24 protein-coding genes are annotated in these 24,593 nt (G+C 67.8%); 14 read left to right on the top strand and 10 right to left on the bottom strand.

Going from position 1 to position 24,593, the window contains the following annotated elements; genetic code table 11:
* Positions 1-16 precede the first annotated feature (16 nt).
* Genes WG902_RS13790 through WG902_RS13780 form a run of 3 tightly spaced genes read right to left on the bottom strand, consistent with a single transcriptional unit; the run spans position 17 to position 2,582 of the window.
* Positions 17-586, bottom strand: a complete 570-nt coding sequence (locus WG902_RS13790) for a hypothetical protein (protein WP_340060660.1) — start codon at positions 584-586, stop codon at positions 17-19.
* Positions 583-1,596 (bottom strand): HpcH/HpaI aldolase/citrate lyase family protein, encoded by a 1,014-nt coding sequence (locus tag WG902_RS13785; RefSeq protein WP_340060659.1) that lies wholly within the window; start codon positions 1,594-1,596, stop codon positions 583-585. The genes WG902_RS13790 and WG902_RS13785 overlap by 4 nt, the downstream gene beginning before the upstream one ends.
* On the bottom strand, positions 1,596-2,582 hold the full coding sequence (locus tag WG902_RS13780) for a malate dehydrogenase (protein ID WP_340060658.1): 987 nt from the start codon (positions 2,580-2,582) through the stop codon (positions 1,596-1,598). The genes WG902_RS13785 and WG902_RS13780 overlap by 1 nt, the downstream gene beginning before the upstream one ends.
* A 180-nt stretch (positions 2,583-2,762) precedes the next feature.
* On the opposite strand from WG902_RS13780, the gene WG902_RS13775 reads away from it, so the two are divergent.
* The 7 genes from WG902_RS13775 (at position 2,763) to gltA (ending at position 8,706) form a co-directional block, all read left to right on the top strand.
* Positions 2,763-3,542, top strand: a complete 780-nt coding sequence (locus WG902_RS13775) for a GntR family transcriptional regulator (protein WP_340060657.1) — start codon at positions 2,763-2,765, stop codon at positions 3,540-3,542.
* Between the two features lie 111 nt (positions 3,543-3,653).
* Positions 3,654-4,079: a succinate dehydrogenase, cytochrome b556 subunit gene (gene sdhC / locus WG902_RS13770; protein ID WP_340060656.1), complete on the top strand. Its 426-nt coding sequence runs from the start codon at positions 3,654-3,656 to the stop codon at positions 4,077-4,079.
* A 53-nt stretch (positions 4,080-4,132) separates the two neighbouring features.
* Positions 4,133-4,498, top strand: a complete 366-nt coding sequence (gene sdhD / locus WG902_RS13765; protein ID WP_340060655.1) for a succinate dehydrogenase, hydrophobic membrane anchor protein — start codon at positions 4,133-4,135, stop codon at positions 4,496-4,498.
* Between the two features lie 5 nt (positions 4,499-4,503).
* Positions 4,504-6,315: a succinate dehydrogenase flavoprotein subunit gene (gene sdhA, locus WG902_RS13760; protein WP_340060654.1), complete on the top strand. Its 1,812-nt coding sequence runs from the start codon at positions 4,504-4,506 to the stop codon at positions 6,313-6,315.
* A 54-nt stretch (positions 6,316-6,369) separates the two neighbouring features.
* Positions 6,370-7,077 (top strand): succinate dehydrogenase iron-sulfur subunit, encoded by a 708-nt coding sequence (locus tag WG902_RS13755; RefSeq protein WP_340060653.1) that lies wholly within the window; start codon positions 6,370-6,372, stop codon positions 7,075-7,077.
* Positions 7,078-7,082: 5 nt separating this feature from the next.
* Complete coding sequence (locus tag WG902_RS13750) at positions 7,083-7,376, top strand: FAD assembly factor SdhE (protein ID WP_340060652.1); 294 nt, start codon at positions 7,083-7,085, stop codon at positions 7,374-7,376.
* Between the two features lie 19 nt (positions 7,377-7,395).
* The gene (gene gltA, locus WG902_RS13745; protein ID WP_340060651.1) at positions 7,396-8,706 is read left to right on the top strand and encodes a citrate synthase; all 1,311 of its coding nucleotides are present in this window, start codon (positions 7,396-7,398) and stop codon (positions 8,704-8,706) included.
* A gap of 91 nt (positions 8,707-8,797) precedes the next feature.
* Here the strand turns inward: gltA and WG902_RS13740 are convergent, their stop codons facing one another.
* The 7 genes from WG902_RS13740 to WG902_RS13710 are packed head-to-tail and all read right to left on the bottom strand — an operon-like array spanning position 8,798 to position 14,477.
* Positions 8,798-9,607 (bottom strand): c-type cytochrome, encoded by an 810-nt coding sequence (locus WG902_RS13740; protein ID WP_340060650.1) that lies wholly within the window; start codon positions 9,605-9,607, stop codon positions 8,798-8,800.
* Complete coding sequence (locus WG902_RS13735; protein ID WP_340060649.1) at positions 9,604-11,223, bottom strand: cbb3-type cytochrome c oxidase subunit I; 1,620 nt, start codon at positions 11,221-11,223, stop codon at positions 9,604-9,606. The genes WG902_RS13740 and WG902_RS13735 overlap by 4 nt, the downstream gene beginning before the upstream one ends.
* Positions 11,210-11,773, bottom strand: a complete 564-nt coding sequence (locus tag WG902_RS13730; protein WP_340060648.1) for a cytochrome C oxidase subunit II — start codon at positions 11,771-11,773, stop codon at positions 11,210-11,212. The genes WG902_RS13735 and WG902_RS13730 overlap by 14 nt, the downstream gene beginning before the upstream one ends.
* A complete protein-coding gene (locus tag WG902_RS13725) occupies positions 11,770-11,931 on the bottom strand; it encodes a hypothetical protein (RefSeq protein WP_340060647.1) in 162 nt (53 codons plus the stop codon). Before WG902_RS13725 ends, WG902_RS13730 begins: the two co-directional genes overlap by 4 nt.
* A gap of 2 nt (positions 11,932-11,933) precedes the next feature.
* The gene (locus tag WG902_RS13720) at positions 11,934-13,220 is read right to left on the bottom strand and encodes a c-type cytochrome (protein ID WP_340060646.1); all 1,287 of its coding nucleotides are present in this window, start codon (positions 13,218-13,220) and stop codon (positions 11,934-11,936) included.
* On the bottom strand, positions 13,217-13,957 hold the full coding sequence (locus tag WG902_RS13715) for a c-type cytochrome (RefSeq protein WP_445263688.1): 741 nt from the start codon (positions 13,955-13,957) through the stop codon (positions 13,217-13,219). Before WG902_RS13715 ends, WG902_RS13720 begins: the two co-directional genes overlap by 4 nt.
* Before the next feature lie 49 nt (positions 13,958-14,006).
* Entirely contained in the window at positions 14,007-14,477 is a 471-nt protein-coding gene (locus tag WG902_RS13710; protein ID WP_340060645.1) for a BON domain-containing protein, read from the bottom strand.
* Between the two features lie 97 nt (positions 14,478-14,574).
* Here WG902_RS13710 and WG902_RS13705 point away from each other — a divergent pair, with 97 nt between their 5' ends.
* From WG902_RS13705 to WG902_RS13675, 7 genes are all read left to right on the top strand, one after another.
* Positions 14,575-15,660 (top strand): Kelch repeat-containing protein, encoded by a 1,086-nt coding sequence (locus WG902_RS13705; RefSeq protein WP_340060644.1) that lies wholly within the window; start codon positions 14,575-14,577, stop codon positions 15,658-15,660.
* Positions 15,661-15,762: 102 nt separating this feature from the next.
* Entirely contained in the window at positions 15,763-16,707 is a 945-nt protein-coding gene (locus WG902_RS13700) for a LysR family transcriptional regulator (RefSeq protein WP_340060643.1), read from the top strand.
* A 26-nt stretch (positions 16,708-16,733) separates the two neighbouring features.
* On the top strand, positions 16,734-18,155 hold the full coding sequence (gene leuC / locus WG902_RS13695) for a 3-isopropylmalate dehydratase large subunit (RefSeq protein ID WP_340060642.1): 1,422 nt from the start codon (positions 16,734-16,736) through the stop codon (positions 18,153-18,155).
* Positions 18,156-18,172: 17 nt separating this feature from the next.
* The gene (gene leuD / locus WG902_RS13690) at positions 18,173-18,817 is read left to right on the top strand and encodes a 3-isopropylmalate dehydratase small subunit (RefSeq protein WP_340060641.1); all 645 of its coding nucleotides are present in this window, start codon (positions 18,173-18,175) and stop codon (positions 18,815-18,817) included.
* 152 nt (positions 18,818-18,969) lie between these two features.
* Positions 18,970-20,058 carry a 3-isopropylmalate dehydrogenase gene (gene leuB / locus WG902_RS13685; protein ID WP_340060640.1) on the top strand — a complete coding sequence of 363 codons (1,089 nt, stop codon included), beginning with the start codon at positions 18,970-18,972 and terminating at the stop codon, positions 20,056-20,058.
* Between the two features lie 75 nt (positions 20,059-20,133).
* The gene (asd, locus tag WG902_RS13680; protein WP_340060639.1) at positions 20,134-21,282 is read left to right on the top strand and encodes an aspartate-semialdehyde dehydrogenase; all 1,149 of its coding nucleotides are present in this window, start codon (positions 20,134-20,136) and stop codon (positions 21,280-21,282) included.
* A 258-nt stretch (positions 21,283-21,540) separates the two neighbouring features.
* On the top strand, positions 21,541-24,537 hold the full coding sequence (locus WG902_RS13675) for a FimV/HubP family polar landmark protein (protein ID WP_340060638.1): 2,997 nt from the start codon (positions 21,541-21,543) through the stop codon (positions 24,535-24,537).
* Positions 24,538-24,593 lie beyond the last annotated feature (56 nt).

Genomic DNA, 24,593 nt, shown 5'->3' with positions numbered 1-24,593 from the left:
CGTTCAGTCAAAGGCGCTATCGCGCCGGCGGGGTTGTGGCAACGGCGGGGGTGGCTTCGAGGATGTTGACCGCCGGGCGGCTCTTCATGTCCTCGGCGAACTTCGCCTGCTCGGGGCTCATGCACTCGTCGGCAAGGCGCTTGCCTTCCTTCTGGTTCATCAGCATCGACTTGTTGGCGATCTGCAGGAACAGGGCGCCCCGCTGCGGATCTTCCAGGCGGATGGCGCCGGTGCGGCTTTCCACCGGATGCATGACGAAGCGGTTGATGCCGTGCGTGACCAGGAAATACCCCTCGCGCATGCGCGGCTTGATGACCACCTTGGCACCGAGCTCGCACTTGATCTCGCCCGTATAAACAGTCTTGGCGATGGCCAGTTCCGCGGGCGTCAACTTGTCGGACGGGTCGTTCTCCTCCAGCGGCGTCGACACCTCGATGTCGCGCTTGGACTGGGGCTTGGCCGCCACCTTGGCGGGCGCGGCCTTCGCGGCCGGCTTGGCCGCGGGCTTGGCGGCAGGTGCCGTGGTCTGGGCCTGGGCGGCGACGGACAGCGAGGCGATGGCAATCGAGACGAGCAGCAACTTCATGACGTTCTCCTTTGGACTTTCATGGACGCGGGAGCGGCGAACCAATCCCGCGCTGTATCGGGCAGCTGCCTCCCGGTCCCGTGTGCCCTCTCCAGCACTTGCCAGTAATAGCGGTAGCTCGCCCTGTCCTCGAGTTTGCCGTCGAAGCTGATCGGCGCCCAGTTCGCCGCTTCCGCGCCACGAAGAATCTGTGACGCCTTGTGAATTTCGTCAGCGCTGGGAGCGAACACTTCCACGATGGACCTGATCTGGTCAGGGTGGATGCTCCACATGCGGGTGTAACCGAATTCGTTGGCTGCACGCGACGCCGCGGCCCGAAAAGCGGCCTGGTCGCGGAATTCGGTGACCACGCCGTGCGATGGGACCTTGCCATGGGCATGGCAAGCCGACGATATTTCAAGCTTGGCACGCACCACCAGCGGGTGCGTGAACTGGCCTTGCACCCCCATGCCGTCGGAGGGGATGGCGCCGCCATGGGCCGAGACGAAGTCCATCAGCCCGAAGCTCAGGGACTGCATGCGCGGATGGCCCGCGATGTCGAAAGCCCGGTGCACCGCAGCCGGCGATTCGATCAGCCCCTGCAAAGCGAGACCCTTCGCACCGGCGGCGTCGAGCGCGCGGCTGGCCCGCTCGACGTCTTCCACCCGTTCCACTTTCGGCAGCATGACATGCACCAGCCGATGCCCCGCCTTGCCGACGATGGCCTCGATGTCGCTCTCGAACGCAGGGTGGTCCACCGGGTGCACGCGCACCGCGACCCGCGCGCCGGGCATGGCACCGAGCGCCAGCTCGGTCACCAGCGCCGCGTGCTCCTTTTCGCCACCGACCGGCGCCCCGTCCTCGCAATCGAGCGTGACGTCGAACACGCACGCGCCGAACTCCTGCGTCATCTCCTCCTGGAGCTGCAGGCTCTTGCGCATGCGCGCCTCGACGCCGCTGTAGTGGTCGCACACCGGCAGCGTGCCGGTGCGCGCCTGCGCGCCAAGGAGGACGTCTCGCGGATGGGCCATCAGAGCAGGTGCGCCACGCCTTGCTGCTCGTCCTGCAGTTCCTTCAGCGTCGCGTTGATGCGTTCCTGCGAGAACTTGTCGATCTCCAGGCCTTCCACGACCTTGTACTCGCCGTTCTGCGTGGTCACCGGGAACCCGAACATCGTGTCCTTGGGGATGCCGTACTGGCCGTCAGACGGGACACCCATGGTGACCCACTTGCCGTTGCTGCCCAGCGCCCAGTCGCGCATGTGGTCGATGGCGGCGTTCGCAGCCGACGCGGCGGACGACAGGCCGCGCGCCTCGATGATGGCGGCGCCACGCTTGCCCACGGTCGGCAGGAAGGTGTGGGCGTTCCACTCCTGGTCGTTGATCAGGTCCTTGACCGACTTGCCGTTGACCGTGGCGAAGCGGTAATCGGCGTACATCGTGGGCGAGTGGTTGCCCCACACGGTCAGCTTCTCGATGTCGGCCACCTTGGTGCCGGTCTTCGCGGCAACCTGCGACAGCGCGCGGTTGTGGTCCAGGCGGAGCATGGCGGTGAAGTTCTTGCGCGGCAGGCTCGGCGCGCTCTTCATCGCGATGTACGCGTTGGTGTTGGCCGGGTTGCCGACCACCAGCACCTTGACGTTGCGCGAGGCCACCTTGTCCAGGGCCTGGCCCTGGCCGATGAAGATCTTGCCGTTGATGGACAGCAGCTCCGAGCGCTCCATGCCCGCCTTGCGCGGCATGGAGCCGACCAGCAGCGCGTAGTCCGTGTCCTTGAACGCGGTCATCGGGTCGCCATGCGCCTCCATGCCGGCCAGCAGCGGGAAAGCGCAGTCTTCCAGCTCCATCATCACGCCCTTGAGCGCCTTCTGCGGCCCTTCCGCCGGCACTTCCAGCAGCTGCAGGATCACGGGCTGGTCCTTGCCCAGCATCTCTCCGGAGGCGATGCGGAACAGCAGGGCGTAACCGATCTGGCCGGCGGCGCCGGTGACGGCGACGCGGACGGGCTTCTTGCTCATGGGAATCTCCGAAGGAAGGTAGGGGCGTACGGGAGCCGGGAGGGACACGGGCGCGAGGGCCGGCCCCTGCGGGACAGCCCGGTATTTTACGCGGACAAAACCCTGAGGGTCAACGTGTCTTATGTCTTATATAAGATAGGATGGAGCTCCATCCAGGGCGCTTGCCGCGCCTTTCGCGCCATGGCCGCCACCACCACCTCCTCCGCCGACCCGCCGACTGCCGAAGCGGCGCTTCCGGCCACTCCCGCGTTCAGCCCGCTGTACCAGCAGATCAAGGGCCTGATCCTGCAAAGCCTGGAAACCGGCGAATGGAAGCCGGGCGAGGCCATCCCGAGCGAGATGGACCTGGCCGCGCGCTTCCGGGTGAGCCAGGGCACCGTGCGCAAGGCCATCGACGAACTCGCCGCCGAAAACCTGGTGGTGCGCCGCCAGGGCAAGGGCACCTTCGTGGCCACCCACAGCGAGCAGCAGGTGCGCTATCGCTTCCTCAAGCTGGTGCCGGACAGCGGGGAGCGCGAGGGGCCCGCCCAGCGCTCGATCCTGGAATGCCGGCGGCAGCGCGCCAGCGCCGAAGTGGCGCGCTCCCTCGCCCTGCGCACCGGCGACGCGGTGGTCCAGGTGCGCCGCGTGCTTTCCTTTGCGGGCGTGCCGACCATCCTGGAAGACCTCTGGCTGCCGGGCACCACCTTCAAGGGCCTCACCGCCGACCAGCTGGCCGCGCACCAGGGGCCGACCTACGCCTTGTTCGAGCTCGAATTCGGCGTGCGCATGGTGCGCGCCGAGGAAAAGATCCGCGCCGTCGCGGCCGATGCGCAGCAGGCCGTGCTGCTGGCTTGCGAGCCCGCGGCGCCGCTGCTGTCGGTGGAGCGACTCTCCTTTACGTACAACGATGTGCCGATGGAATTGCGGCGCGGCCTCTATCGCACGGACACCCATCACTACCGCAACGACCTGAGCTGAAACGGCGCGGCCCCCGTGCGAATATTGCAACCTTCGTGTCAGGCTGTTGCGTTGCAATAGAATTTAGGGTTGCCCCCTATACGCACGCCAGCCTCCCTGAAAGAAACCCCCATGCCAGAGCTCGCCAAGAAGCGGCCGGAATTCCGCAACATCCACGCCTTCAAGGACCTGCCGACCTATCGGCTGCCCGCCGCGGGCTGGGTGTCCATCCTGCACCGCGTCAGCGGCGTCCTGATGTTCGTGCTGCTGCCGCTGATCATCTGGATGTTCGACACCTCGGTGTCCTCGGAAATCTCGTTCGCCCGCTTTCGCAACGCCTTCGAGAACGGCCCGGGCGGCGTGCTGCTCAAGCTGATCGCCCTGTCGCTGATCTGGGCTTACCTGCACCACTTCATCGCCGGCGTGCGGCACGTCTGGATGGATGTCAGCCACAAGGCGGTGAGCAAGGCCTTCGGCTTCAGCTCGGCGAGGTTCACGCTGATCGCCAGCCTGGTGCTGACCGTGGTCCTCGGCGCCAAGCTGTTCGGCCTTTATTAATCCTGCGGGACAGATCTTCAGCCCTGTTCCCAACTGACGAGGACAACAAGCAAATGGCAGTCAACTACGGTTCGCAGCGCACGGTCGTCGGCGCGCACTACGGCACCCGCGACTGGCTGGCGCAGCGCGTCACCGCCGTCCTGATGGCGCTGTTCACCCTGGCGGTGCTGGCGCAGGTGCTGTTCTCCAGCGGCCCCATCGGGTACGACAAGTGGGCCGGCATCTACCACCCGCAGTGGATGAAGGCCCTGACCTTCGCCACCATCGTCGCCCTGATCTATCACGTGTGGGTCGGCATGCGCGACGTGCTGATGGATTACGTCAAGCCCGTGGGCATCCGCCTCGTGCTGCAGATCCTGGTCATCGTGTGGCTGGTGGGCTGCGCGGGCTGGGCGATCCAGGTCCTCTGGCGAGTTTGAAGAACATGGCTTCCTACACCAACAACAACATCACCACCCGCAAGTTCGACGTCGTCATCGTCGGCGCCGGCGGCTCCGGCATGCGCGCGTCGCTGCAGCTTTCCCTGGCGGGGCTGAACGTCGCCGTTCTCTCCAAGGTGTTCCCCACCCGCTCCCACACGGTGGCGGCGCAAGGCGGCATCGGCGCCTCGCTGGGCAACATGTCGGAAGACAACTGGCACTACCACTTCTACGACACGGTCAAGGGCTCCGACTGGCTGGGCGACCAGGACGCCATCGAGTTCATGTGCCGCGAAGCGCCCAAGGTCGTGTACGAGCTCGAGCACTTCGGCATGCCCTTCGACCGCAACCCGGACGGCACGATCTACCAGCGCCCGTTCGGCGGCCACACCGCCAACTACGGCGAAAAGCCGGTGCAGCGCGCCTGCGCCGCGGCCGACCGCACCGGCCACGCCATGCTGCACACGCTGTACCAGCAGAACGTGAAGGCGCGCACCAGCTTCTTCGTCGAGTGGATGGCGCTGGACCTGATCCGCGACGCCGAGGGCGACGTGGTCGGCGTGACGGCGCTCGAAATGGAAACCGGCGACCTGCACGTGCTGCACGCCAAGACCGTGCTGCTGGCCACCGGCGGCGCGGGCCGCATCTACCAGGCCTCCACCAACGCCTTCATCAACACCGGTGACGGTCTCGGCATGGCGGCACGCGCCGGCATCCCGCTGGAGGACATGGAGTTCTGGCAATTCCACCCGACCGGCGTGGCCGGCGCGGGCGTGCTGCTCACCGAAGGCTGCCGGGGCGAAGGCGCGATCCTGTTGAACAGCAACGGCGAGCGCTTCATGGAGCGCTACGCGCCCACGCTGAAGGACCTGGCCCCGCGCGACTTCGTGTCCCGCTCCATGGACCAGGAGATCAAGGAAGGGCGCGGCTGCGGTCCCAACAAGGACTATGTGCTGCTCAAGCTCGACCACCTCGGCGCGGAAACCATCCACAAGCGCCTGCCCTCGGTGTACGAGATCGGCGTGAACTTCGCCAACGTGGACATCACGCGGGAGCCGATCCCGGTCGTGCCCACCATCCACTACCAGATGGGCGGCATCCCGACCAACATCCACGGCCAGGTGGTGCTGCAGAAGAACGGCGACGACAACAGCCCGCTCAATGGCCTGTACGCCGTGGGCGAATGCTCCTGCGTCAGCGTGCACGGCGCCAACCGCCTGGGCACCAACTCGCTGCTGGACCTGCTGGTGTTCGGCAAGGCCGCGGGCAACCACATCGTCGACTTCGCCAGCCGTTCCAAGTCGCACAAGCCGCTGCCGGCGGATGCGGCGGACCGCTCGCTGGAGCGCCTGAACCGGCTGGACAACACCCGGTCCGGCGAATACGCGCAGGACGTGGCCAACGACATCCGTGCCTCGATGCAGAAGCACGCCGGCGTGTTCCGCACCCAGGCGTCCATGGACGAAGGCGTGCGCAAGATCGCGGCGCTGCGCGAGCGCGTCGGCGGCATCGAGCTGCGCGACAAGTCGCGGGTGTTCAACACCGCCCGCATCGAGGCGCTGGAGGTCGAGAACCTGATCGAGGCCGCGCAGGCCACCATCGTCTCGGCCGCCGCCCGCAAGGAATGCCGCGGCGCGCACACGGTGAGCGACTACGAGCGCCCCGCCGACGACCCGGTGGCGCCGGTCGGCCGCGACGACACCAACTGGATGAAGCACTCCCTCTGGCACAGCGAGGGCAACCGCCTCGCGTACAAGCCGGTGAAGCTCAAGCCGCTGTCTGTCGACTCCGTGCCGCCGAAAATCCGGACGTTTTGATTACGTAGTTCTGCGCACGCCATTCCCGCCTAGATTCAGGATACGGATACTTTCATGCACAAGCGCACTTTCCACATCTACCGCTACGACCCCGACAAGGACGCCAAGCCGTACATGCAGACGGTCGAGATCGAGCTGGACGGCAGCGAGCGGATGTTGCTCGACGCCCTGATGAAGCTCAAGGCCCAGGACCCCACCATCACCTTCCGCAAGTCCTGCCGCGAAGGCGTGTGCGGCTCGGACGCGATGAACATCAACGGCAAGAACGGCCTGGCCTGCCTGACCAACCTGCTGCAGCTGGGTGACAAGCCGATCGTGCTGAAGCCGCTGCCCGGCCTGCCCGTCATCCGCGACCTGGTCGTGGACATGACGCAGTTCTTCAAGCAGTACCACTCGATCAAGCCGTACCTGGTCAACGACCAGATCCCGCCGGAAAAGGAGCGCCTGCAGTCGCCCGAAGAGCGCGACGAGCTCAATGGCCTGTACGAGTGCATCCTGTGCGCGAGCTGCTCGACCAGCTGCCCCAGCTTCTGGTGGAACCCGGACAAGTTCGTCGGCCCCGCCGGCCTGCTGCAGGCATACCGCTTCATCGCCGACAGCCGCGACGAGGCCACCAACGAGCGGCTGGACAACCTGGAAGATCCGTACCGCCTGTTCCGCTGCCACACGATCATGAACTGCGTGGACGTGTGCCCGAAGGGACTGAACCCGACCATGGCGATCGGCAAGATCAAGGAATTGCTGGTCCGCCGCGCGGTCTGAAAACAATGTCGGAACCACTGCTCGACGAACGCGGATTGAGCAAGCTGCGCTGGCGCTGCCGGCGCGGCCTGCTCGAGAACGACCTTCTCATCGAGCGGTTCTTCGACAGGTACGCGGCCGGACTGGCGGTTCGCCAGGCCGAGGCGCTGGGGGAGTTGATGGACTTGGCCGACAATGACCTGCTGGACTTGCTGCTGCGCCGCAAGGATCCGGACGGCGCGTTGGCCGGGCCCGACGTGAAGGAAGTACTGGAGATGCTGCGCATGCCGCCGGCAGCATCACCGGGACGTGGGCATTGAAATTCGTACAGGAACAATCATGAAACTCGCTGACAACAAGGCCACGCTGTCCTTCAGCAACGGCAGTCCCAGCGTCGAGATGCCGGTCTACCACGGCACCATCGGCCCGGACGTGATCGACATCCGCAAGCTGTATGCCCAGACCGGCATGTTCACGTACGACCCGGGCTTCATGTCGACGGCGTCGTGCCAGTCCACGATCACCTACATCGACGGCGACAAGGGCGAGCTGCTGTACCGCGGCTACCCCATCGAGCAGCTGGCGACGCAGTGCGACTACCTCGAGACGTGCTACCTGCTGCTGTACGGCGAGCTGCCCAACCCGACGCAGAAGACGGACTTCGTCTCGCGCGTGACCAACCACACGATGGTCAACGAGCAGATGCAGTTCTTCCTGCGCGGATTCCGGCGCGACGCCCATCCGATGGCGGTGATGACCGGCCTGGTCGGCGCGCTGTCGGCTTTCTATCACGACAGCACGGACATCACCAATCCCGAGCACCGCGAGATCTCCGCGATCCGCCTGATCGCCAAGATGCCCACGCTGGTGGCCATGGCGTACAAGTACACCATCGGCCAGCCGTACATCTACCCGAAGAACTCGCTGTCGTACACCGAGAACCTCATGCACATGATGTTCGCGACGCCGTGCGAGGACTACAAGCCCAACGACGTGCTGGTGCGCGCGATGGACCGCATCTTCATCCTGCATGCCGACCACGAGCAGAATGCCTCCACCTCCACCGTGCGGCTGTGCGGCTCGTCGGGCACCAACCCGTTCGCCGCCATCGCGGCCGGCGTGGCTTGCCTGTGGGGCCCGGCGCACGGCGGCGCCAACGAAGCGGCGCTCAACATGCTGGGCGACATCCAGAAGATGGGCGGCGTGGCCAAGATCGGCGAGTTCGTGGCCAAGGTCAAGGACAAGAACTCCAACGTCAAGCTGATGGGCTTCGGCCACCGCGTGTACAAGAATTACGACCCGCGCGCCAAGCTGATGCGCGAGACCTGCCACGAAGTGCTGGCCGAACTCGGCCTGCAGAACGACCCGCTGTTCAAGCTGGCGATGGCCCTGGAAAAGGTGGCGCTGGAAGACGAGTACTTCGTCTCGCGCAAGCTGTACCCGAACGTGGACTTCTATTCGGGCATCGTGCAGCGCGCCATCGGCATCCCGGTGAGCCTGTTCACCGCGATCTTCGCGCTGGCCCGCACGGTCGGCTGGATCGCGCAGCTCAACGAAATGATCGGCGACCCGGAGTACAAGATCGGCCGCCCCCGCCAGCTGTACACCGGCTCGGTGCGCCGGGACGTGAAGTCGCTCGAGCAGCGTTGAACGCATGAGCGCGTGAAGAAAGTCATCCGGGGTCGAGCCCCGCGATGACAAGTCCTTCGAGAGCCCGCACCCGCGGGCTTTTTCACGTCTGCTACCTTGCGGGCTCAGCCGCCGGACGCACGCCCTCGATCGTCCGGCTCGCGTAGTACCGCGCCGTCGCCTCGATCTCTTCGGGCTTCATCTGCCGCGCGATGTTGCGCATGACGCCGTGGCCGTCGTTGCGCCTTTCACCGGCGGCGAACGCCTTGAGTTGCCCGGCAAGATAAGCGTGCGGCATGCCTTCCAGCCAGGGGCTGCCGGGCTTCTGGTCGATGCCGCCATGGCAGGACGCGCAAGGCGCCACGTTGCGCATCGGGTCGCCCACGTTGACCAGCGCGGGCACCGGGGTGGCCGCCAGGGCCGGCGAAGGCCGCGGCAACTGCGCGTAGAAGGCCGCCAGGTCCCGGATGTCCTGATCTTCCAGGCCCTGCGCCAGGGCCTGCATCAGCGTATGCCGCCGCTGGCCGTTCTTGTAGTCGACCAGCTGCTTGTACGTCACTTCCGAATACTGGCCGGCGAGGTTCGGCACGTCCGACGCGCTGACGCCGCGCGCGCCGTGGCACATGGTGCAGCGCTGCGCCAGCGTGCCGCCCTTGCCGACGTCGCCACCGGCGGAGCCGGTGAGCGCCGGCACCATGGCCACGCGGCTCGCTCCCGCGTCCGTGCTTGCGAGCGGCGCGGACCAGCTCGCCGGCACGCCGGCGGCCCGGCAGATCGCGTCCCAGAGGCCGCCCTGCGCAAAGTCGGGCTTCACCATCGGCAGCCAGAGGAAGCCGACCAAGACGGAAAGCACCAGCAATACGGCCAGCGCGGCCAGCGCCAGCCGCACGGGCCCCGTCAGCAGCTTCGGCGGCACGGTCATCGCGCGCCCCCGACCGGGATCACCGGCACCGAGGTTCCCGGCATCAGCGCCAGCTGCACGATGGGAAATCCGTAGTTCACCACCGTCAGGCCGACCATCAGGGCGATCCACAGCGCGAAGCTGTTGAGGGCCGCGGGCACGGGGCCGTCGTGCACCGGCGTGCTGAAAGTGTAGACAGTCGGCTCCGGGGCGCCGCGGCGCGCGGTGGCCAGGATCCAGATGAACAGCAGGCCGGAGACCACCAGCAGCAGGCCCCCGATCGACGAGATGGTCACCGTGAGCGCCTGCGGCTGCAGCGCCGGATGCGTGTAGTCGAAGTACGCCATGCGGCGCGGCGCGCCGAGCAGCCCGGCGAAGTGCCAGGGGATCGTGGTGACCATCATGCCGACGAACCAGAGCCACAGCTGCCAACGCATCAGGCGCTCGTTCAGCGGCGCGCAGCGCAGCAGGTGCGGCCACAGGTCATAGGCGATCACGAAGTACATGATCACGATCGCGCCGGCGAAGATCAGGTGGAAATGGCCCGTGACCCACTGGGTGTTGTGGATGGTTTCGTTGAGCTGGTAGCTCATGTTGATGATGCCGCCCGCGCCGCCGAACCCCAGCATGATGAAGCTGAAGGTCACCGCCAGCATGTAGGGGTTGGACCAGGGCAGGGCCTTCACCCAGCCGAAGGCGCCGCGGCCTCCCCGCAGGCGCCCCGCGATCTCCGCCGAGGCGCAGATGGTGAACACCGTCAGCAGCGTCGGCACGGACACCATGGCCGTGAACACCGCGTGCACGAACTTGAACCCGGCCCCCACCTGCGGATCCGCGAAGAGGTGATGGATGCCGATCGGCATCGAGAACACCAGGAACAGCACGAAGGCCACGCGTCCCATCGTGTCGCTGTACAGGCGGCCGCCGATGGCGCGCGGGATGATCGTGTAGAACGCGATGTAGGCCGGCATCAGCCAGAAGTAGACGATGGCGTGCAGCGTCCAGGAAAACAGCACGCGCGACAGGCCGGCGTCGATGGTGTCGCGCCAGCCGAAGGCGGCCGGCAGGATCAGCAGCAGGATCTCGGACGCCGCGCCGACCGAGGTCCAGGCCCACAGGTAGGCGCCCGCCGCATTGCCGAACATCGCCAGCGGAATCTTTTCGCCGGGGTGGTCCTTCTTCCAGCGGTGCACGTTCCAGGACGTGAGGCCCACCCACACCCAGGAGCCCACCACCACCAGCACGATGCCCAGGTAGTAGAAGACGTTGGCGAGCATCGGAGGGTAGAAGGTGTACAGCACCGATGCCTTGCCCAGCGCCACGGGGGTCGCCGCCATCACCGTGCCCGCCACCACCATCCAGAAGCTCGCCCAGGCCCAGCGCAGGCCCAGGAGCGGCCGTTTCAGGGCGAGCTCCGTCAGCGCATAGCCGAAACCCATGGCTACCAGCGTGGGCAGCACGTAGCCCATGACGGTGCCGTGCGCCGTGACGGACCGGTAGTACAGCTCCGGGTTGCCCACCCAGGGATGCATCGGGCTGCGCACCACCATCTGCCATTCGCCCAGCACCAGGGCGACCGCGAAGGCGATGAAGGCCACCCAGAAGTGGGCCAGGACGAGTCGTCTAGCGAGGAACACAGCTCATCGCCTTTCCTGGCTTCACTTTCTGCAGGAACTCCACCGCATCGATGACCTGCACCCGGGCCCACATGCCTTCGTGGCCGGTGCCGCAGTACTCGTGGCAAGGCATCAGCTGTTCCCCGGCTTTCGGGAAGCGGGTGGTGAAGGTGGAGACGAAGCCCGGGATCAGCATCACGTTGGCGTTCGTCCTGCCCACGACGAAGCCATGGACCGCATCGCTGGCCGTGCCGCGGAAGGTGACCGGGGTGCCGGCCGGTACCACGATGCACTGCGGCGTGAACGAGTACTGCTGCGCGACCAGCCGCACGACCACCTTGCCGTCCTCCTCGACCCGGGTGCCCAGGTTGTCCTCCACGAACTCGCCGGCCATGTGCAGGGTGCGGGGATCGATCGGTTCCACGCGGGACGGCGGCATCGCGGCCCAGTGCACGCCCGTGAAGACCATCATCGCGACCAGCACGAAGATGATGGCCGCCACGACCCAGGCCCAGCGGCGTTCCGCCCGCTCGGCAACGTCGCCGCCTGCGGCAGGCGCGACGGCGCTCATTCCATCACCCCCCGTGGCAGGTAGGCCAGGAAGTAGAACAGCACGTACACGAGCAGCACGATGAAGGTGGCTACGCCGGCCACGGCCCACGTGCCCGAGGGGCCTTGCCGCACGATCTCGTCCACCGCCTTGTCCTCCTCTCCGTGTTCGTCGTGCATGGCTACTCCTGCGTCACGGAACGAAGCGCGTTGGCTTGCGCCGGCGTCACGGGGGTGCCGCCGTTGCCCCAGGCCACGCGCACGTAGGTGGCGACTGCGGCGATCTCTTCGTCATTGAGCAGGTGGGCGAATGGCGGCATGCCGTAAGGCCGCGGATTCCTGTGCGTTGCCGGCGCGTAGCCGCCATTGAGGATCATGCGCACCGCGTTCACCGGGGAGGCCATTTCGATCGACTGGTTGTTGGCCAGCGGCGGGAAAGCCGGCGGATAGCCCTTGCCCTCGTCGCCGTGGCACATCGCGCACTGTTTGGCATAGATGCGCCGGCCCGATTCCATGGTCCCCGGCGCCACCATCTGCGCCTGCGGCGTCGGCAGCGGCTCGTTCTTGGGCGGCAGCGACTTCAGGTACACCGCCATCGCCCGGGCGTCCTCGTCGTTGATGTACTGCAGGCTGTGGAAAGTGACTTCCGCCATCGGCCCGTAGACGGTGGCGCGCTTGGAGGCGCCGGCCTGCAGCAGGTCGGTGATGTCCTTGATGTCCCATTCGCCCAGGCCCGCCTCGCGGTTGGAAGTCAGCGATGGCGCGTACCAGTTCTGGTTGGGGATCATCCCGCCGCTGAAGGCCTGCTGGTCCCGCGACCCGCCCAGCGCGGAGACTGCCGTGTGGCACATGGAACAGTGGCCCAGGCCCTGCACCAGGTAGGCGCCCCGGTTCCACTCCTTGCTTTGCTTCGTGTCGGCCTCGTACACGCCTTGCTTGAAGTACAGCGTGCGCCAGCCGACCAGCAGCTCGCGCTGGTTGAAGGGGAAGCGCAGCTCGTGCGGCCGGTTCGGCTGCTTCACCGGCGGCACCGACATCAGGTAGGCGTAGATGGCGTCCGAGTCCTCGCGCGTCACCTTGGTGTAGTTGGCGTAAGGCATCGCCGGGTACAGGACCTCGCCCTTCTTGGAGCGGCCCGTGTGCATCATCCGGTAGAAGTCGTCGGCGGTCCAGGTGCCGATGCCGGTCTCGTCGTCGGGCGTGACGTTGGGAGCGTAGATGCTGCCGAAGGGCGTGGCCATCTGCCGCAGCCCGGCGAACTCGCGGCCGCCCGGCGCGGTGTGGCAGGCCACGCAATCGCCGACGCGCGCCAGGTACTCGCCGCGCGAGATGACGTCGTTGCGCGGGGCGGCGCTGGGAGCGGCCACCTGCAGCTTGTTCCAGGGCTGGTAGTCCCACAGCAGCGCCGCGCCGCCGGCCACGACGCCCAGAGCGCCAAGCCCCAACAGGATCCGGGTGCCGCGCCTCATCGCTGGCTCCCGCAGGCAAGCGGCATCCGCACGGTGTCTCGCGCATCCGGCGCCGGGTCGCGCGGCGCCGCTTGCGCGGCCAGCCAGGCCGCCACGGCCGCGATTTCCGGATCGTTCAACCGCGTCGCGATGCGGTGCATGCAGTCGGGTGCGGCGGCCTTGCGCTCGCCGGCGCGCCAACGCGTGAGCTGGGCGGAGATGTAGTTGGGACGCAGGCCGACCAGCCCCGGGATGCCCGGCACCATGCCGGTGAGGCGCGTGCCATGGCAGCCGACACAAGCCGGGATTTGCCGCGAAGCGTCGCCGTTCTGGACCAGCGTGCGGCCGCGCTCCAGCGCTTCGGCCGGCAGGCTGGCGGGTGTCGGCGGGGCGAACGGCGGCCGCAGGCCGGAGAAGTACTCCGCGATCTCCTTGAGGTAGTCGTCGGTCATGTACGCGATGAGGTAGTTCATCGGCGCATAGCGGCGGCTGCCGTCGTGGAAGGCGCGCAACTGGTTGTGCAGGTAGCCCGCGGGCTTGCCGGCGATGCGCGGGAAGTAGTCGTTGTTGGTGCCCTGCCCCTGCTGGCCATGGCAGGTGACGCAGCCCTGGACGCGCGCTTCCATCGAGTCGAGGCTGCGAAAGGCGGGAATGGTGGCGGCATCCTCGCCCGCCGCGCCGGCGGCGGCGGCAGCGACCATGAACGACAGGCCGAGCAGGAACCGGACCGGCTCTTGCGTTCTGGAGGTCTTGGTCATCACACCCATGAGTTCCTGCGCGGATGATGACCTATCCCGGTTGGCGACGCTAGTACTTCGGCTTTTCCCGGGTCCCGACCATCAGGTGGTTCACCACCCCCATCACGTCGTCGACCAGCCGGACCGATTGCTCCATCTGCTCGGCCTGCTCCCTGGTCTTCACGCAGCCCATCAACGTGACCAGCCTGCGCTCGCCCAGGATCCAGACCGAGGTGTCGTCGAAGCGGCCGTCCATGCGGATGTACTGCTGGACGCGGGGAATGATCTCCTTGTCGTAGAGATAGGAGTTCGGCAGCCGGCAGCGCCCGGACCGGTAGCAGCTGTTGCCGTGCTGGGCGCGCACGTGCGCCTCTTTGCGCACCTCTTCCTCGGTGAAGCCGGGCGGCCGCGGGACCGGGCATCCGGGCAGGGACGAGGTCACCTGGAGGAACGGATCGTCGAAGGCATTGCGCCGCTCCTGCGCGCCCGCGGTCGCGGCAAACCAGCAGACGGCGAGCAGCAGGGCTGCATGGCGTGGCATCGAAATCCTTTCGGGCACGGCCGCGTTGTACCGCATGCGGTGCGGGTGACACCAGCCACGGGCGCGTCTATGCTGCACGGCCGAAGCAGGAGCCCGCATGCAACTGTCCCGCCGCACCCTCGTCCTCGCCGGTCCCGCCGCCTTGGTGGCCTGTGCCCAACCGGCGCGGCGAGCGTCGCATGCCGATCACGGCCCGATGTACGAGCGACTCGCGGCGCCCGGCCGCATCGACCGGCCGCAGCAGGCCGCGCAGCAGAACGTCTTCGACAGCCCGGCGCCCAAGGCCACCCGGCCCGGCCGCTGGGTGGCGCGCGCGCCGCTGCCGCTGCCGCGCAGCGAGATGGCGTGGGCGGTCGCGATGCAGGGGCGCATGCACCTGGTCGGCGGCTACGGCGAGCAGCGCGTCGACCGCCCCTACCACCAGGTGTACGACCCGAAGGCCGACGCCTGGAGCGAAGCCGCGTCCCTGCCGCTCGGCGCCAACCACGTCGGCGTCGCCGTCCTGGGCGACCGGCTCTATGCGATCGGCGGATTCGTCGAGCAAAATCGCAAGCCGCACGCGGAATGCTTCGCCTGGACGGCGGCGGACAATCGCTGGTCCCGCGTGGCGCCGCTGCCGCAGCCCTGCGGCTCGGTGGCTTGCGTGGCCATCGGCGGACGCCTGCACGGCATCGGCGGCGCCGTCGGCGACACCTTCGACGCCAAGCGGTCGCTCGACTGGCACCTGCTGTACGACCCGGGGGCGGACCGCTGGACCCGGGCGGCGCCGCTGCCTACCGCCCGCGACCACGTCGGTGCCGTGGTGGCCAACGGACTGGTCCACGTCATCGGCGGACGCGTCGACAGCTTCCACACCAACAGCAACCTGCACCACACCTGGGACCCCAGCGCGGACAAGTGGACCGCGCGCAACCCGCTGCCGACCGCTCGCTCCGGCCATGGCGCGGTGCTGGTGGGTACCCGAATCTTCGTGATGGGCGGCGAGGGCACCAACCGGGTGTTCGGCCAGAACGAGGCCTACGACATCGCTGGGGACCGCTGGGAACAGTTCGCCCCCATGGCGACGCCCCGGCACGGGCTCGGTGCTGCTGCCCTGGGAGATGCGATCCACGTTGCCGGCGGCGGCCCGGTCATGGGCGGCGGCATCCAGAGCGCCGTGCACGAAGCCTTCCTGCCCGGCTGATTCGCCCACTCCGGAAAGGCGGTCATCGCGTATCGCGATGGCTGGCGCCGCGTTTCTTTGGGAAAATGCCCGTACGCCATCGCCGCCGGCGATGACTGGACCATGCGCCCCACCGAACGCTCCTTTGCCCGCCGGATCGACCTGACCTCGCTGCAGCTGTTTGTCGCTGTGTGCGAGCTGGGGTCCATCGGGCGCGCGGCCGAGCGTGAATTCATCGCCGCGTCGGCCGTCAGCAAGCGGCTGTCCGACCTGGAAGCCACGCTCGAGACGCCGCTGCTGTATCGCCACACCCGCGGCGTGAAGCTCACCCCGGCCGGGGAGAGCCTGCTGCACCACGCGCGCAGCGTCCTGTTCAGCCTGGAGAAGATGCAGGCCGAACTGTCCGAATACGCCGACGGCGTGCGCGGCCACGTCCGCATCCACGCCAACATCTCCGCCATCGTGCAGTTCCTGCCGGAAGATCTCGGGGCGTTCAGCAGCGAACACCCGCAGGTGAAGATCGACCTGGAGGAGCACCTCAGCACCGAGGTGCTGCGTGCCGTGCACGAAGGCGCGGCGGACCTGGGCATCTGCAACATCTCCGCGGCGACCGGCCACGAACTGCAGACGCTGCCGTACCGGCAGGACGAGCTGGTCCTGATCGTGCCCCGGGGTCACGCGCTGTCGCGCCGCAAGGCGATCGCGTTCGAGGACACGCTCGACTGCGACCACGTCGGCCTGCATTCCAACAGCTCGATCCACCTGGCGATGCGCGAGGCCGCAGCGGCGGTGGGCCGTCCGATCCGCCTGCGCATCCACGTCACCGGCCTCGACGCCATGTGCCGCATGATCCACAACGGCCTCGGCGTCGGCGTCATGCCCCACCGCGCGTTCACGCTGATGCACGGCGTGGGCGACCTGGAATGCGTGGGCCTCACGGATGCCTGGACGCGACGCGACATCCGCCTGGTCGCGCGCGACTTCTCCACCCTGCCCCTCACCGCGCGCCTGCTCGTCGACCATCTCCGCGAGCGCGCGGAGACGGGAGCCGCCGCGCTCGCCGCATAGAATTTTTCGAGACCAAAGGAAGCCCCATGGGACGCACCCTGTACGACAAGATCTGGGACGAACACGTCGTCCACACCGAGGAGGACGGCACCTCCATCCTCTACATCGACCGCCACCTGGTGCACGAGGTGACGAGCCCGCAGGCCTACGAAGGGCTGCGCGTCGCCAACCGCAAGGTCTGGCGCATCAGCTCCGTGGTGGCCACCGCGGACCACAACACGCCCACGACCGGCTGGGAGCTGGGCTACGACGGCATCACGGACCCCATCTCCAAGGAGCAGGTCACCACGCTGGACAAGAACATCGCGGAGTTCGGCTCGGCGGCGTACTTCCCGTTCCTGTCCAAGCGCCAGGGCATCGTGCACGTGATCGGCCCGGAGTCGGGCGCGACGCTGCCCGGCATGACGGTGGTCTGCGGCGATTCGCACACCTCGACGCACGGGGCGTTCGGCGCGCTGGCGCACGGCATCGGCACCTCCGAGGTCGAGCACGTGCTGGCCACGCAGACCCTGCTGGCGAAGAAGGCCAGGAACCTGCTGGTGCAGGTGGACGGCAAGCTGGCCCGGGGCGTGACCGCCAAGGACGTCGTGCTGGCCATCATCGGAAAGATCGGCACCGCCGGCGGCACCGGCTACACGATCGAATTCGCGGGAAGCACGATCCGGGCGCTGAGCATGGAAGGCCGCATGACGGTGTGCAACATGGCGATCGAAGCCGGCGCCCGTGCCGGCCTGGTGGCCGTCGACGAGAAGACCATCGAGTACGTCCGCGGCCGGCTGCTGGCGCCGACCGGCGTGGAGTGGGACATGGCCGTCGCGTACTGGCGCACGCTGCAGTCCGACCCGGACGCGAAGTTCGACGCCGTCGTCAAGCTCGACGCCGCGCAGATCCTGCCGCAGGTCACCTGGGGCACCTCTCCCGAGATGGTGACCGGCATCGACGGCCGCACGCCGGATCCCGAGAAGGAGAAGGACCCGAACAAGCGCGACGCCATCGAGCGCGCGCTGAAGTACATGGGCCTGCAGCCGGGCAAGCCGATGAACGACGTGTTCGTGGACAAGGTGTTCATCGGCTCCTGCACCAACAGCCGCATCGAGGACATGCGCGAAGCCGCCGCGCTGGTGAAGAAGCTGGGCATGAAGGTCGCGTCCAGCATCAAGGTGGCGATGGTGGTGCCGGGCTCCGGCGTGGTGAAGGAACAGGCCGAGCGCGAAGGGCTGGACAAGATCTTCCGGGCCGCCGGTTTCGAATGGCGCGAGCCGGGCTGCTCCATGTGCCTGGCGATGAACGCGGACCGGCTGGAGCCGGGCGAGCGCTGCGCCTCCACCAGCAACCGCAACTTCGAAGGCCGGCAAGGCGCGGGCGGCCGCACGCACCTCGTGAGCCCCGCCATGGCCGCGGCCGCGGCGGTGCACGGTCATTTCGTCGACGTGCGCCAGTTCGCCTGAACACCGAAAGACACGACATGGACAAGTTCACCATCCACAAGGGCATCGTCGCCCCCATCGACCGCGAGAACGTCGACACCGACGCGATCATTCCCAAGCAGTTCCTCAAGTCGATCCGCAAGACGGGCTTCGGCCCGAACCTGTTCGACGAGTGGCGCTACCTCGATCCGGGCGAGCCGGGCGAGGACATCACCAAACGCAAGCCGAATCCGGATTTCATCCTGAACCAGCCGCGCTACAAGAATGCGTCGGTGCTGCTGGCGCGCAAGAATTTCGGCTGCGGTTCGTCACGTGAGCACGCGCCGTGGGCCATCCAGCAGTACGGCTTCCGTGCGCTGATCGCGCCGAGCTTCGCCGACATCTTCTTCAACAACTGCTTCAAGAACGGCCTGCTGCCGATCGTGCTGCCGGAGGCCACCGTGGCGAAGCTTTTCGACGAGGTGTTCGCGTTCCCCGGCTACGAACTGACCGTGGACCTGGACCGCCAGGTCGTGGTGAAGCCGCAGGGCGAGGAGATTCCGTTCGAAGTGCAGGGCTTCCGCAAGTTCTGCCTGATGAATGGTTTCGACGACATCGGCCTGACCCTGCGCCAGTCCGACAAGATCCGTGCCTTCGAAGCGCAGCGTCTCGCAACCAAGCCTTGGTTGGCGCGCACCCTCTAAACCCAACTGCCGGACGCAGAAAACGCAGAAGTTACGCAGAAGTCGCAGAACGACTTCCAAGAAAAATCTTCTTGCATCCCTTTTGCGACTTCTGCGTAACTTCTGCGCCTTCTGCGTCCGGATGCTGGCTTTTCCCATGAGAGAGAACACCAATGAAAATAGCCATCCTCCCCGGTGACGGCATCGGCACCGAGATCGTCGCCGAGGCCGTCAAGGTCCTGAACGTCCTCGACCTGAAGTTCGAGATGGAGACCGCCGACGTCGGCGGCGTCGCCTACGACAGGCATGGGCACCCGTTGCCCGAGGCGACGCTCAAGCTCGCCAAGGAAGCCGACGCCGTGCTGTTCGGCGCGGTGGGCGACTGGAAGTACGACAAGCTCGAACGCCAGTTCCGCCCCGAGCAGGCCATCCTCGGCCTGCGCAAGAACCTCGGCCTGTTCGCCAATTTCCGCCCGGCGATCTGCTACGAACAGCTCACCCACGCGTCGAGCCTGAAGCCCGAGCTGGTGTCGGGCCTCGACATCCTGATCATCCGCGAGCTCACCGGCGACATCTACTTCGGCCAGCCCCGCGGCCGCAGGACGTCCCCCGACGGCAACTTCCCCGGCGCCGAGGAAGCCTTCGACACCATGCGCTACACGCGCCCGGAAATCGAACGCATCGCGCACGTCGCTTTCCAGGCGGCCCGCAAGCGTGGCAAGAAGGTGACGAGCGTCGACAAGGCCAACGTGCTGGAAACCTTCCAGTTCTGGAAGGACGTGGTCACCGAGGTAGGCCAGCAATATCCCGACGTGAAGCTGGACCACATGTACGTGGACAACGCCGCCATGCAACTGGTCAAGCAGCCCAAGAGCTTCGACGTGATGGTCACCGGCAACATGTTCGGCGACATCCTGTCCGATGCGGCCGCCATGCTGACCGGATCCATCGGCATGCTCCCCTCCGCCAGCCTGAACGCCAGCAACCAGGGCCTGTATGAGCCGTCCCACGGCAGCGCCCCCGACATCGCCGGCAAGGGGATTGCGAATCCTTTGGCTACAATATTGTCAGCCGCCATGATGCTCCGCTTCTCCCTCAACCAGCCCCAAGCCGCCGACCGCATCGAGTCCGCGGTGAAGGACGTGCTGTCCCAGGGCCTGCGGACGGCGGACATTTTCTCTGATGGCACCCGCAAGGTCGGCACCCGCGAAATGGGCGATGCGGTCGTGGCTGCCATCACCAAGAAGACCCCCAAGGGCTAGCAAGCTCCGGTTCGTCGCGCCCTCCCCAGGCCGAACGAGCCGGGGGACACAGGATTCAACTGAAAGGGCGCCGCGATGAAACTCACGAACGGACAACAACCGCTGGTCGGCCTCGTCGGCTGGCGCGGCATGGTCGGGTCGGTCCTCATGGACCGCATGCAGGCCGAAGGCGACTTCGGCCTGATCGAGCCGGTCTTCTTCTCCACTTCCAACGCCGGCGGCAAGGCGCCCGCGCAGGCGAAGAACGAGAAGACGCTGAAGGACGCGTTCGACATCGACGCACTGAGAAAGTGCGACATCGTCATCACCGCCCAGGGCGGCGACTACACCACCGAGGTCTTCCCCAAGCTGCGCGCGGCCGGCTGGAGCGGCCACTGGATCGATGCGGCGTCGACGCTGCGCATGAAGGATGACGCGATCATCATCCTGGACCCGGTGAACCTGCCGGTGATCCGCAACGCCCTGGGAAAGGGCGGCCGCAACTGGATCGGCGGCAACTGCACCGTCAGCTGCATGCTGATGGGCGTGGGCGCGCTGTACAAGGCGGGGCTGGTCGAGTGGATGACCAGCATGACCTACCAGGCTGCCTCCGGCGGCGGCGCGCAGCACATGCGCGAGCTGCTCACGCAGTTCGGCGCATTGAATGCGGAAGTACGCAATCTGCTCGATGACCCCAAGTCCGCCATCCTCGAGATCGACCGCAAGGTGCTGGCCCGCCAGCAGTCCATGACCGGCGAAGAGACCACCAATTTCGGCGTGCCGCTGGGTGGTTCGCTGATCCCGTGGATCGACAAGGACCTGGGGGGCGGGGTGTCGCGTGAAGAATGGAAGGCCGGCGCCGAGACCAACAAGATCCTGGGCCAGGGGCCGGGCTTCGGCAGCGACGCCGTCCCCGTCGATGGCTTTTGCGTGCGAGTGGGAGCGATGCGCTGCCACAGCCAGGCCCTGACCTTCAAGTTGAAGAAGGACGTGCCCGTGGCGGACATCGAAGCGCTGATCGCCGCCGACAGCCCCTGGGCCAAGGTCGTGCCGAACACCCGCGAGGCGACGCTGCAGGGGCTGACTCCCGTGGCCGTCACCGGGACGATGGACATCCCCGTCGGCCGCATCCGCAAGCTGGCGATGGGTCCGGAGTACGTGGGCGCGTTCACCATCGGCGACCAGCTGTTGTGGGGGGCCGCGGAGCCGCTGCGCCGCATGCTGCGCATCCTGATCGAAGCCTGACAAAACGGGGGCCTTGCGCGCCCCTTCTCGCATCCCGCAGCCGTGAGCTGCGGGATCGCGCACGTTGTGACGCGACAACAAGAGCACCCGAGACAAGGTGTGAGTTTGCGTCGCGCCGACGTTAAGAGGTGTCTCAGCTTGTCAGCCTATGTCGTTGCTGTTATGGTCCTTTTTCGATTTAGCCTCCAGGCGATGGGCCGCATGAAGAGAACAAGACTGCCTTCGAAACGAGCAGTAGGGACGACGAAATCGGAAGGCTTGCCGAAGCTGCGTCTGTCCACGCTGGCTCTTGCGGCGGCTGTCACTTTCGGGTTCGCCAGTCCCGACGCGCTCGCCCTTGCACTCGGTCGCGTGACGGTGCAATCGGCGCTCGGCGAACCGCTGCGCGCCGAGATCGACGTTCCCCAGATCACTCCCGAGGAAGTGTCGTCGCTGCGCGCCAACATCGCGGAACCTTCGGTGTTCCGGGACAAGGGTCTCGAATTCAGCCAGGGGCTCAGCGGCGTGACGATCACGTTGCAGCGGCGCCCCAACGGCAGCTACTACCTGCAGATGGCCAGCGACCGGCCCGTGAACGACCCGTTCGTGGACGTGATCCTGGACGCCGTCTGGCAGTCGGGCCGCGTCCAGCGCGACTTCACCATGCTGTTCGACCCGCCGGTCGCGGCACGGCAGCCGGCGCCGTCCGCGCCGATCGCCGCGCAAGTCACGCCCCCGGCACCGTCGCAACGCACCACCCCCACACCAGCACCAGCACCCGCGGCCGCCGCTCCCGCCAGCCGCCCGGCCACCGCTGCGTCCTCCGAGGGCACCGCCACCGCCCGTGCGCCTGCTGCTGCCGCACCGGCGCCGGCGCGCGCACCATCTCCGTCCCCCGCACCGGCCGGGGACGCGAGTGGCAAGCGAGTCACCGTGCAGAGCGGGGATACCGCCGGCAAGCTCGCGGCCGCCGCCAAGCCGGCCAGCGTGTCGCTGGACCAGATGCTGGTGGCGATGCTGCGCGGCAGCCCCGATGCCTTCGTCGACGGCAACGTCAACCGGTTGAAGACCGGGGCGGTGGTCGACATTCCTTCAGGCGACCAGGCCAGCAGCGTGCCGCCCGAAGAAGCGCGCCAGACCATCGTGGCCCAGAGCCGCGACTTCAACGAATACCGCCGTCGACTGGCCGAAGGCCTGCCCCCCGCGACGGTCGCGAGCGCCAGCCGCCAGGCCTCCGGCACGGTGCAGGCCCGGGTGGAAGACAAGAAGCCCGCCACGGCCAGCCCGGACAAGCTGACGCTGTCCAAGGGCGCGGTGCAGGGCAAGCCGTCCACCGCGGACCAGATCGCACGCGAACGCGCGAACAAGGACTCGTCGACCCGCGTGGCGGAGTTGAACAAGAACATCGCGGACCTGAACAAGCTGACCGGCACTCCCCCTGGCGCCGGCTCGGGCAGCGGCACCGGCAGCGGCACTGGCACGCGCCCCGCGCCTGGCCTCGCGGCGCCCCCAGGCGTGTCGGCACCCGCCGCGACGGCGCCCGCGGGCACCTCGGCCCGCGCCGCGTCGGCGGCCGTGCCGGCTGCTACGACGGCGGCTCCGGCTGCCAGGCCCGCATCGGCCGTACCGGCCACGACGCCGGCTCCGGCTGCGACCCGGCCCGTCCCGGCCGCGACGCCGGCTCCGGCTGCGGCAACTCCCGCACCTGCTCCGACGCCCGCACCTGCAACTGCGCGCGCACCCACTGCCAGTCCGGCCCCGGCACCCGCACCCGCTGCTGCTGCGCCCACTCCCGCGCCTGCTCCGGTGGTCGCGGCAACGCCGGCTCCCACACCTGCACCGGCACCCGCCGCCGCGGCCCCTGCACCGGCCCCCACGCCCGCCACCGGCACGAGCACCACGCCGGCCGCAGCACCGCAAGGCGCTGCTTCCGCTGCGATTGCCGCCACGCCGGGCGCCACAGCCGCCCAGGCCGGCGCGAGCGCGCCGATCGCCGCTGCCACGCCGGCCCGCACGCCGACGCCTGCCTCCGCCGCGCCGCCGCCGGAGCCGAGCCTGCTGGACGACGTGCTCGCCAATCCGCTGATCCCTGCGCTGGCCGTCGGCCTGCTCGCGGTGCTGCTCGGATTCGGCTTCTACAAGATGCGCCAGAAGCGCAAGACGGCTTCCGTCGACAGCTCGTTCCTCGAAAGCCGCCTGCAGCCGGACTCCTTCTTCGGCGCCAGCGGCGGCCAGCGCATCGACACGGCCGAGACGAACAATCCGACCGGCTCCTCCATGGTCTATTCGCCCAGCCAGCTGGATGCCGCGGGCGACGTGGATCCGGTGGCCGAGGCGGACGTGTACCTGGCTTATGGCCGCGACCTGCAGGCCGAGGAAATCCTCAAGGAAGCCCTGCGCATCAACCCGCAGCGCGTGGCCATCCACGGCAAGCTGCTGGAGATCTATGCCAAGCGGCGCGACGCCAAGGCGTTCGAGGTGGTGGCGGCCGAGGCCTACAACCTGACGCAGGGCAGCGGCCCGGAGTGGGACCATATCTGCGAGCTGGGCCGCGAACTGGACGCCTCCAACCCGATGTACCGCCCTGGCGGGCAACCGGGCGCCGGCGCCGTTGCCGCGGCGGCGGTGGCCAGCCCCACCAGCTTCAACGCGACCCGTCCCATCCCGGCGCAGGCGGCTCCCGCGGCGGCCGACATCGACCTGGACCTCGACTTCTCGCTCGGTGACGAGCCCGAGCCCGCCGCACCGGTCCGTACGCCCGTCGCTGCTGCGCCGGCACGCGCGGCGCCGGCGCCGGCGAAGGCGGAGTTGCCGACGATGCACGAGAAGACGCAACCCGTGCGCCTGGAAACGCCGGACCTGACGCTCGACGAGAACAGCCTCAACTTCGACCTGCCCTCGCCGGCCCAGGCCGCGCCGGTCGCCGCTCCTGCCGCCGCCAAGGGCGAGATGCTCGAATTCGACCTCGGCGGCCTGTCCCTGGACCTGCCGCCGAGCGCGCCTGCTCCCGCTCCCGCCCCGGCTCCCGCGCCCAGTCCCGCCCCCGTTGCGGCGGCGCCCGCCATGCGCATGGACCCGCTGCCGGCAGTCGGTGGTGCGGAGACCGGCCTGGCCGACGGCGGTGACAGCCCGCTGGCCACCAAGCTGTCGCTGGCCGAGGAATTCAATGCCATCGGCGATACCGACGGCGCGCGCAGCCTGGCCGAGGAAGTGCTGGCCGAAGCGTCGGGCGACCTGAAGTCGCGCGCCCAGCGCCTGCTGGCAGAGATCGGCTGAGGCTCCCCGTAGGCTGGGGTGACGACAGGAACCCCGGCCGGCAGAGCGCCGGGGTT

Source organism: Ramlibacter sp. PS3R-8, from assembly GCF_037572435.1.
Lineage (GTDB): Bacteria > Pseudomonadota > Gammaproteobacteria > Burkholderiales > Burkholderiaceae_C > Ramlibacter.
This window is presented reverse-complemented; position numbering and strand designations above follow the sequence as displayed.